This is a genomic window from Microcoleus sp. LAD1_D5, assembly GCF_036702115.1.
GTDB lineage: Bacteria > Cyanobacteriota > Cyanobacteriia > Cyanobacteriales > Microcoleaceae > Microcoleus.
The window spans coordinates 24,985-35,809 of the sequence record NZ_JAUBSA010000065.1 but is presented as its reverse complement, the minus strand read 5'-3'; the positions used below and the strand labels follow the sequence as shown (position 1 = coordinate 35,809).

The window sequence follows — 10,825 nt, the reverse complement described above, 5'->3', positions numbered from 1 at the left end:
TGATTTTAAACCATCCTAATCTTTCTTCAGTCTTGTCTTATGGTACTTTGGCTGCTTAAAAACTGTCCGGAGTATTGCTATAATACCACTGTCTAATAAACGTTTTTTTTCCTCTTCTTCTTTCAATGTATCCAATACCGATGTCGCAATCACACCGAAAACGGCAGCGGCTCTTACAATAAAAGATTTCATAAAATTACATTTTTTAAAAGGAGTAGTTATGATGGTAGCAGATTTGCTCAGTATATTTATCTACTAAGACCGCAAGTAAGATCACAAGCACATTGTGATCTTACTTACTGATTTTTTTAGATTCCCGACCTGGGACTGGGGCTTTTTGTCTGCACTCAAGTTCAAGTATGGTTCAAAGAGTCAGGCGAAAGTCAAAAGATTTTAGAGTTGAGAAATGTAACAAAACTTTAATCACCCCCAAACCGGAGTTTTAGAAAAAATTAATGCGGATACCGTGACAATGGGCAATGCTGTAGCCTAAGATCGCCTTAAATTGTCAATATCATCTCAAGGCAAGGGTGAAAAATGGCAGATATCAACGGCACGATGATGCAATATTTCCACTGGTACATTCCCGATCGAGGAACCCTGTGGGATGAGGTGAAAAATCAAGCGAAAGAATTGGCAGATGCGGGTTTTACCGCACTGTGGCTGCCCCCAGCTTACAAAGGAAGTGGCGGGCAAAGCGACGTTGGATATGGGGTTTACGACTTATTTGATTTGGGAGAATTCGACCAAAAAAATTCAATACGCACCAAATATGGTACTAAGCAGCAATATTTGGATGCGATCGCAGCCCTGCACAAATCTCAGATCCAAGTCTATGCCGATGTAGTTATCAACCACAAAATGGGTGCAGATGCCGCAGAGATATTTAAGGCAACTCCTTATCCTCACAACAATCGGCTAAATCCCAAAGGTGGATTGCAAGAAATCAAAAGCTACACCAATTTTAACTTTCCCGGACGCAAAGGTAAATATTCCCAATTTGAATGGCACTGGTGGCATTTTGACGCAGTAGACTACAACGAATACACTCCAGACGATCGCGGTACAGTCTATTTAATAGAAGGGAAAATTTTTGATGACTATGTTGCCCTAGAAAATGGCAATTTTGCATATTTAATGGGGTGCGATCTGGATTTCCAGGATCAATGGGTACGAGATGAAATTACACGCTGGGGTAAGTGGTATCTCGACACAACAGGTGCCGACGGTTTCCGTTTAGATGCCATCAAGCACATATCGTCTTGGTTTTTTCCGGAATGGTTGGATGAATTAGAGCGATATGTCGGCAAAGATTTGTTTGTTGTCGGTGAGTATTGGGCACCAAACATCGATATCCTGCACTGGTATGTCGGTTCAGTTAAGGGCAAAATGTCAGTTTTTGATGTGCCACTGCATTACAACTTTCATTACGCCAGCCAACAGGGCGGTAACTACGATATGCGGCGCATCTTAGACGGTACAATGATGCAGCAGCAACCGGCTCATGCAGTAACGTTTGTGGAAAACCACGATTCCCAACCGCTGCAAGCACTTGAATCTGTGGTAGAATCCTGGTTTAAACCTCTTGCTTATGCGATTATTTTATTGCGAAAAGAAGGTTATCCCTGCATTTTCTACGGCGATTATTACGGTGCAGAATATGAAGATTGGGGGCGTGATGGTAATCGGTATAAGATTGTTATGCCCTCTCATCGATCGCTAATTGACAAGTTTCTCCATGCTCGCAAACACTTCGCCTACGGCCCTCAATATGACTATTTCGATCATTGGAATACCATTGGCTGGACGAGATTGGGCACTCGGAAAAATCCACAGGCAATGGCAGTAATTATGAGTGACGGCCCGGAGGGTTCCAAGTGGATGGAAGTTGGAAAACCTCATGCTAAGTTTGTGGACTTAACAGGGCATATTCAGGAACCTGTTTCTATTAACGAGTGGGGTTGGGGCGAGTTTCGCTGTCAAGGCGGTTCAGTATCCGTGTGGGTTCAGGAATAAGAGCGGTTGGTAGTAATATCATTGTCTATTTGTAAGGTGCGCCGAAACGCACCCTACAAAAATTAATTAATCAGCAGTACCCGTTTGCAGCGACTCTTTAGCAGTCTGCGTCCACTCAGAGTGGAAGAATTCGCCGCGGGGTTTGTCGGTGCGCTCGTAGGTGTGAGCCCCGAAATAATCCCGCTGAGCTTGCGTGAGGTTTTGCGGCAATCTTTCGCGCCGGTAGCTATCGAAATAGTCCAGCGAGGCGCTAAATGCTGGCACTGCAATCCCCAGTTGGCAAGCAGTAGCTAACACGTCTCGCCAAGCTGATTGGCGATCGAGAATGCTCTGTTTGAACTCCGGCGCTAACAGCAAATTCGGCAGCGTGGGATCGTCCTTGAAAGCTGTTTTAATCTTGTCCAAAAAGCCAGCCCGAATAATACAGCCACCCTTCCAAATTCGGGAAATTTCGCTCAAACTTAAGTCATAGTTGTACGACTTTGAGGCCGCGCTCAAAAGCGCCATGCCTTGCGCGTAGGAGCAAATCTTCGAGCAGTAAAGCGCATCCCGGACTTTGTTCACAAACTCTTTAGTATCGCCTTCGTACTTGCCGCTAGGCCCGGTCAGTGTTTGGGAAGCTTTAACGCGCTCGTCTTTGTAAGAAGACATGATTCTCGCATTCACAGCAGCGATAATTGTGGGAATGCTCACGCCCAATTCTAAAGCACTCATAACAGTCCAGCGGCCGGTGCCTTTTTGACCGGCTGCGTCCATAATTACCTCAACTAAGGGTTGCTTAGTTTCCGGGTCGTTGTACTTGAAAATGTTAGCCGTAATTTCAATCAAAAACGAGTTGAGTTCGTCTGTGGTATTCCATTCGGCAAAAACTTCCTGCAACTGCTTGCCGTCCAATCCACCAACGTTTTTGAGCAAATCGTATGCTTCAGCAATGAGCTGCATATCCCCGTACTCAATGCCGTTGTGAACCATCTTCACGTAGTGACCGGCGCCACCAGGGCCGATGAATGTGACGCAGGGGCCGTCATCTACTTGAGCCGCAATTTTGGTGAGAATTGGCTCTAGTAGGCCGTAAGCAGTGTGCGTGCCACCGGGCATCAAGCTAGCACCATTCAGCGCGCCTTCTTCGCCGCCGCTGATGCCCATGCCCACAAATCCCAGTCCCATCGATTCTAAATCTTTGGTGCGGCGTTCGGTGTCGTCGTAGAGCGAGTTGCCGCCGTCAATAATCATGTCGCCCGGTGACAGCATGGGTTTGAGCTGGTCGATGACTGCATCTACGGGTTTCCCAGCTTGCACCATGACTAAGATTCTGCGCGGGGTTTCTAGGACATCGACGAATTCTGTCAGAGTCTTGGCGGCTACAATGTTCTTGCCGGGGGCGCGTAGGGCCATAAAGTCGTCGGTTTTGGCTGCTGTGCGGTTGTATACAGCCACGGAGAAGCCTCTGCTTTCGACGTTGAGCGCTAGGTTTTCGCCCATCACTGCTAGACCGATTAAACCAAAATTTTGCTTTGTCATGCTAATAACCCGCTGGTTGTTCCCGCTTGATGATAGGTTTGCGAGAGAGGAAAGCGAGGCGGGGTGTACCGCTTTCCGGTGGACTAAAAGTATTGGACAATAGACCTAGGAGGTTTAGGTTTATTTTTATATTCTCAGAATTGCTGTTTGGTAAATCAGTAGGGTTTTTTTAAGATTTAAGGGATATTAATGACGCGGACAGGTGATGATAAGGCAGGTATTATGTCGATCGCGGTAACGGTAGATACAAACAAGCGGACATTTTAAGGAAAATTTAGGAGACTGTTGTAACTATGGAAGATTTGCAGTATCTCGCGGCCTGGGTGAAGGAGCAACACGCTCGCGAGTATATTTTGACTTGGCTGCTGAGTCAACAGGGGCTGTGGTGGTCGGATGGGGATATTTATCAGGCCGTTTTGCAAAAGTCGGGAAAGCTTTTGAAAGCTTATGTTCAAAAAAGGCAAGCGGGAGAGTTATTTGAGGGAATTTCGGAGAAGTTGGGAGGAGATGAGAATTGGGATGATTTGGCGGGGAGTTTGGCGCGGATTGTTGCGGTTTATCAAGAGGAATTATCGCATTTGCAAGAGCGCGATCGCAAGGGGGATGGGCTAAAAAAAAATTTGATTAGCCCACCATTGACTGGAGATCCTTTACCGCTTTTGGAGGTGCAGCAAGCTTTGCCTGATCCTTACGGGGATACGCTGACGGGGAGATAGTTAACTGTTGACTGTTGACTAAATATAGCTGCTAGCTTGACGGGTGAACATTGAGCAGTAAATTCCGTTTGATGCTATCAATTCATCGTGAGTTCCTATTTCTGCTATCTTACCGTTTTCCATGACGGCGATGCGATCGGCAATTTTTGCTAAGCCTAATCTGTGACTGATGACTATGGTTGTTTTGCCGGCGGCTATTTGGCGGAAGATGCTGTAAATTTCGTGTTCTGTCTTGGGGTCTAGGGCGGCGGTTGGTTCGTCAAAAATTAGGACTTCGGCTGTAGAAAGCCGCATTAAGGCGCGGGCGATCGCAATTCTTTGCCACTGTCCCCCTGATAAGTCTATGCCGTCTTCTAATTGTTTCCCCAACGGTGTCTCTAAACCTGCGGAAAGACTATTGACTTTTGCGCTAATTCCTGCTTCGGAAATAGCTTCGTTAATTGCGGTGTCATCTGAGAGTGAAAGCAAGTCGCCGAAACCGACGTTTTCGCGGACTGTGGAGGGGAAACGGGCGTAATCTTGCATGACGACGGCGATTCGCGATCGCACGTATGCTAGAGAGTACGATCGCAAATCTTTGCCGTTCCAGTCGATCGTACCACTTGTCGGGTCGTACAGGCGACCGAGGAGTTTGCCAAGAGTTGTTTTACCCGCGCCATTTTCACCAACAAGCACTAGCATTTCACCCGGATTAATCGTTAAGTTGATATCTTCAACCGTGCTTTTATTGCTACCGGGATAGCAGAAAGATAGATGCTTAATCTCGATGCCAATTTTATCTTTTGTGGGGCAGGAATCTTTCCCGTCTTCTGGTAAACTAGGCAGGCGAGATGCTACATCCACAAGCGGAGACTGCAATTCGGGCTTGAGTTCCAAAAGTTGAAAAATCGGACTAACGCCGAGGGAAATATCGTACAAATTAGCATAATTGCCTATAAGTAATTGCAAACTTTGCTCCACCTGAACAATCAAACCCGAATACAGCGCCAAATCTCCCAAAGTATAGCGACCACCCAAAGCTCCCATTACCACATAAACAAATGGCAAAGCTACTCCGATTCTACTAAACACTGACCACAATAGTAAAACAATTGCTCCTTTTTTTCGGATTTGCTGCATCTCGCTAAAAAATTGCAAAAACTGCTCCTGCCAGCGTTTGAGCCAAAGTTCCTGCAAGCCAAACAAACGCAATTCTTTAGCATATTCTTCGCCCGTCAATACTCTAGCGGATAAGTTCATCTCGCGGCTGATTTTAGCTTGCTTTCTTTGAACTCTCCAGATGATTTTGCTATATTTTCTTTGGATGTAAATTGAGGGACAGGATGAAATCAACATCACCACTGGCACCCACCAAGCTATTGCAGCAGCAAGGCCTATCGATGGAATAAATATAAAAATTCCCGTGATGGTCATGCTGATGGTAAATGCTAGTTGCTGTATTTTGAATACTCCGGTTTTTGCTAGTTCTACTATATTTAATAGTTCCGGGTTTTCAAACAGGGCAATATCGTCGAAATTAGCGACTTTTTCGAGGACTTTTCCTTCGACAAAGCCTTGAACGCGATCGCGCAAAGATGTCGCTGCAAAAGAGCTCATTGTGTCTAGGGCATCGCCGACTAACCTAAGACTTAAGACTCCGGCAATACTCCACAGCAATATTGGCCGGGAAAGCATCAAAGCAAAGGGCTGTGCTGTTTGGGTTTGCGACAGCAACCGAGATACTTCATCAATGATTAATTTATCTAAGAATAGCACGGCAGATGGGGCCGCACCGCTGATAATGTTGAGTATTATTAAATGGCGGAGTTCTATTGGTGCGGCTTTGATTATCAGGCCCAGGCTGCGGCGCAAAGCTTGAAATGTGGTAATTTGGATGGGTTGCATAGTTTGTGGGTAGGTGTCGGGTCTACTCATCCCCGGACGGTATATTATAACAAAGGTGCTTTTCACGATCTATTCTTACAGACTCAACTCTGGTATTCCCCATATACGAATAGTTCCATCACCATGACCACTGATAATTTGTTTTCCATCTGGCGTAATGGCAAGGCAATAAACGCAACTATCGCTTGTAGAATACTCTTTTATAGAGTGAAGTTGTTCTCCAGTATTTAAGTCCCATATCTCAATAAACGACTCATAATCATAATCAGAATCGTTATCAAACAAATCATAATCGTCATTTATTATTCTACAACCAGCCGATACAATTCTTTGACCATCGGGTGTAAGTGTAAAATCCTTGATTGTTTCAGCAGAACTCTTTAAAGTTAGCCGAACATCTGGATATTTCTTCGCCGTTAAATCCCAGATTTTTATCGTTTCATAATTGCTGCTGACGAGTGTTTTACCATCTGGTGTAATAGCTAAAGCGGAAACCCATCCTATACTCCATCTTATAATCGTTTGCAATTTGCCTGTGTTTAAATCAAGTGTATTTGAACAATATAAAGAGTGTCGGGACTCATTAGTCTTTAAATCCCAAATGTTAATGCTGCTATCTATAAAGCTATTCAAATCTCCATTAATGCCAATATCATCATAGTCAGAGTATAGCATTTTCCCATCCCAACCATTATCATCAAAGTCGTAGCTATCCGAATCCAAACTAATATCATCATATATAACTACACCAATAGTGCTATCCCAACCTGTACTAACAAGTGTTTGCCCGTCTGGATTAATAGCAACATACTTAACAAGTTTAATACCGCTATCTATAAGGCTATTCAAATCCCCACTAATGTCGTTATCTATAACTGCACCAATGGTGCTATCCCAACCTGTACTAACAAGTGTTGGCCTGTCTGGATTAATAGCAACACACTTAACAAAGTGTGTATTATCTTCTAGCTTACTTAGTAACTCTCCCGTGTTTAAATACCAGATTTTTATAATAGGATCGTCCCCAAAACTACTACTAATAAGTCTCTGTCCATCTGGTGTAATAGCCAAAGAAGTAACAGATTCAGCATAAGCATTAATGATATTAAAACATTTAAAATATTTATAGGGATTGTATTCAACAGCCAAAACAAAGACATCAGCAGAAGCGCTTAAGCCTGCACTTGCTTCACTCAAGCAAAAACGGCTGATAGACAGAAAAACCTTAGCTACTAGCTTTTGCAGTTTTTTCCAAAACCACTCTTCTAAAGCTGTATGAAAATCTAATACATTTGGATCTACAATTGTATCAATATCTGTTGTTTGATCTACCTCTATATCTAGTGGTTCGTCAGCTTCTACTATCGTATCCGTCTCTTGAATTTCCTCGATTTCCTCTGTACTTGTATCTAATTCTTGTGTCTGATTAACTATTGAATCATCTAACTTTTCAGCGGTATCTGTTGAACCTGAATCTAAAGCAAACATCGGTTGGAGCCGCATTTCATAGGAAATCAAGTATGATATTATTCTGCTAGAAATCCCAGTGTATAAAAATAGTTTTCTTACATCTTGCGTGTACTTGGGAGCTAATTGAGATGTTGCAGTTACTTGAAAATAACCTTGCTCATTCTGAGTAAAAGTTAATGTCCCATCTCGATCAATTTTACCTCCGGTTGTTTCCCAATCAACCTCACCGGCCGCGATGGGACAGCCGAATTGATCGAATCCTTTAACAACAAATGTTTGATGTTCGCTTGATTTAAGATAAACAAAACCAGGTTGAACTTCTAAACGTCTTAAAACAGGCAGGAGGATAACTTTAGCTGTATCGCTAAATTTTCCTAATTTGGCGGTAACAGTAACTTCGCGCTTTTTATAATTGCCTTTAAAAGCTCCTTTATCGGTAATTAATCCACCAGTTGTACTGATCCATCTAACATTCGTTATTTCTAAAGGATAGCCAACCTGATCTAATCCAGTTACAGTAAAAGTAAATTCTTCTTCTGGTTTAAGTTCTACCTGTTCAGGAGATATTTTTAGCCCTCTCAGAACAGGAGTAACAGTAACTTCAGCGTTAGCACTTAAATGTCCTACATTGACGGTTACTTGACAATCACCTTTTTGCTGTTCTCCACTACAAAAATTGCCACTTCGATCAATGAAGCCGCCTGTTGCATTCCATTCAATATCGCTGACAGATATTTCTTCACGTCGTTGATTTAAAGCAACCACATTAAATATTTGGCTTTCTCCTGGCTCTAAAATAACAGATGAAGGTAAAATCTCTATGAATGTTAACCGAGAAGGTTGGTAAACTTTAACTTCTGTGCAAGTGTTAATTGTCGCTATACTTGCTTTAATAATAACAGTTTCTTCTCGGTCGCCCGCATAAAATATGCCCTGATTATCAATATTTCCACTAATTGCTAACCATGTAACTTTTCCCGTTTGTATGTTTTTACCATACTGATCTAATCCTTGAACTTCAAACTGAAAGCTTTGACCAAACTCTAATTGAGATGTTGAGGATGTAAAAATTATTTCTGTTAGCTTCGGAGGTGCAATAATCGTAATTGGGATAACTCGACGAATTGAACTGACTGAAGCTCTAACTTCAAAATCTCCTTGCTTGCTTCCAGCTATAAAATTGCCATTTTGGTCAATCGTTCCACATTCACTATTTACTAACCAAGTAATTGCTCCTGTTTGTATGTTGTCACCATACTGATCTACTCCTTTAACTCGAAACTGAAAGCTCTGACCAAACTCTAATTGAGGTATTGAAGATATAATAATTAGTTCTGCTAGTCTCGGAGGTTCAATAATCGTAATTGGAATAACTCGACGAATTGAACTAACTGAAGCTATGATTTCAAATTTACCTTGTTTGCTTCCAGCTATAAAATTGCCATTTTGGTCAATTTTCCCCCCTCCGCTTACTTCCCATAATACAGTTTCCCACATGGGATTTCTGCGTTGATCTAAAACTTGTGCTGTAAATTGTTGCGTTTTACCAAACTCTAAAATAATACTAGAAGGAGTAACAGAAATTTCAGTGATTCTAGGAGGCTGAATAATAGTAATTGTGACAGAAGTCTCAAAAATGCCTATCTTTGCTTTAACTTCAAATCTTCCTTCCCGTTGACCTGCTGTAAATAAACCTTGTTCGATTTTCCCTCCGGTAGTTTCCCATTTAACATCTGTATTGTTAAGGCTCATCTCTCTATTATTCTGGTCTAAACCTTTAACAGTAAAATGCTGGGCTTGACCACAAAAGAGTGCTTGGGAAATTTCAGAAATAACAATATTGCTTAGTTTTGGATAAGAACATCCTTTAATAGGATGGAGTGGTTTTCCTATTTTTGTATCCAACAATGTTACCCAATCTTTACCTGCAACAACAAGAGTTTTTCCGTCATAATTAATTGCTACAGAGCTAATAAAACCAGGCTGTTCTGGTTCAGTGTAGATAATCCTATTATTTTTTAAGTCAAAGATTTTAATATTTTTGGAAAAACCTACTACAAGTATATTTTGGTTGACATGACAAGCTAGAGAATTAATTGATTGATTATTTGGGTAAGTGTTGGTACATTCTAAATTTTGAAGAGTTTGAAGAGGTAGTACAGGAACATCTTTATTATCTGCTGCGGCAACAATAATTCTACCTAAAACCCAAGCCCCTACAGCTATAGGCCCTCCTAATGAAAATCCCGCTACAGTAGCTGCTACATCTACTAAACCTTTCCCCAAAACTGAACCTGATTGATTTGAAGACTCTTTTTCAGATTTTGATTGCCAAAATTTAACAACACCATCACGACTTCCACTAATTAAGGTTGTGTTGTCTGAAGTAATACTTAAAGATTGAATCCAAGCTGAATGTCCTTCAATACTGCGTATGAATTGACCGCTATCTAAATTCCATAAGGTGATTTTATTATTAGTGCTTCCACAAGCGATCACTTTTCCATCATGGCTAATACATAAGCTCAAAACGGAAGATAGTTCCTTTGGATCTTGTAGAGTTTCCTTTAAATTCCCCGTATTTAAGTCCCATATTTTGATGGTTTTGGTGCTGCTACCGCTCACAATGGTTTTTCCATCAGGAGTGATAGCAACAGCAGTAATCCAATTAGAATACCAACTTAGATCAATTAATGTATGAATAAGCTTCCCACTTGTTAAATTCCATACCTTAATATTTTTATCTGCACCTCCGCTAACTAATTTATTTCCATTAGGACTAATAGCCACAGACAAAACCCAGTGCGAATGTCCTTCAATACTATGAATTATTTCCCCCGTTTGCAAATTCCATACCCAAATCTTGTTCCAACTCCCTCCTACTAAAATAGTATTATCTGCACTTATTGCTAGACAAGTAATAATATCTGTTGGGCAAATAATTAAGTTTTCTGGTGTATTTTCCCTCAACCAACAATTATCACCACGAAAAACTCTGTAGGCAAATTGTTTAACTCTGTCTGATTGATCTTTGATAGACTGTTCAATCAATAGTTCTAAACCTTGTTGACCATAATTGAGAGTCTCTGATAAAGCAGCAAGTCTTTCTTGCTCACTTTCACTAGATAACTGCTTCTTAACTTCTTCAATTCTTGTAGACATTCTATTTCTCTCCCAATCATTAACTTTCGGATTTTTTGCCAGCCACAAGCAACAAA

6 protein-coding genes are annotated in these 10,825 nt (G+C 41.8%); 2 read left to right on the top strand and 4 right to left on the bottom strand.

Features of this window, described 5'->3' with window-relative positions:
• Window positions 1-15: 15 nt before the first annotated feature.
• Window positions 16-192 carry a hypothetical protein gene (locus QUA70_RS22365; protein ID WP_333349954.1) on the bottom strand — a complete coding sequence of 59 codons (177 nt, stop codon included), beginning with the start codon at window positions 190-192 and terminating at the stop codon, window positions 16-18.
• A gap of 345 nt (window positions 193-537) precedes the next feature.
• Between QUA70_RS22365 and QUA70_RS22360 the strand changes: the two genes are divergently transcribed.
• Entirely contained in the window at window positions 538-2,016 is a 1,479-nt protein-coding gene (locus QUA70_RS22360) for an alpha-amylase (protein WP_333349952.1), read from the top strand.
• A gap of 66 nt (window positions 2,017-2,082) precedes the next feature.
• Here QUA70_RS22360 and gnd read toward each other — a convergent pair whose 3' ends face one another.
• Window positions 2,083-3,537, bottom strand: coding sequence for a decarboxylating NADP(+)-dependent phosphogluconate dehydrogenase (gene gnd / locus QUA70_RS22355; protein WP_333349951.1), 1,455 nt, complete (start codon window positions 3,535-3,537; stop codon window positions 2,083-2,085).
• A 293-nt stretch (window positions 3,538-3,830) separates the two neighbouring features.
• On the opposite strand from gnd, the gene QUA70_RS22350 reads away from it, so the two are divergent.
• Window positions 3,831-4,253, top strand: a complete 423-nt coding sequence (locus QUA70_RS22350; protein WP_333349949.1) for a hypothetical protein — start codon at window positions 3,831-3,833, stop codon at window positions 4,251-4,253.
• Window positions 4,254-4,271: 18 nt separating this feature from the next.
• Here the strand turns inward: QUA70_RS22350 and QUA70_RS22345 are convergent, their stop codons facing one another.
• Entirely contained in the window at window positions 4,272-6,137 is a 1,866-nt protein-coding gene (locus QUA70_RS22345; protein ID WP_333349947.1) for an ABC transporter ATP-binding protein, read from the bottom strand.
• Between the two features lie 75 nt (window positions 6,138-6,212).
• Window positions 6,213-10,769: a beta-propeller domain-containing protein gene (locus QUA70_RS22340; RefSeq protein WP_333349945.1), complete on the bottom strand. Its 4,557-nt coding sequence runs from the start codon at window positions 10,767-10,769 to the stop codon at window positions 6,213-6,215.
• Window positions 10,770-10,825: the final 56 nt, after the last annotated feature.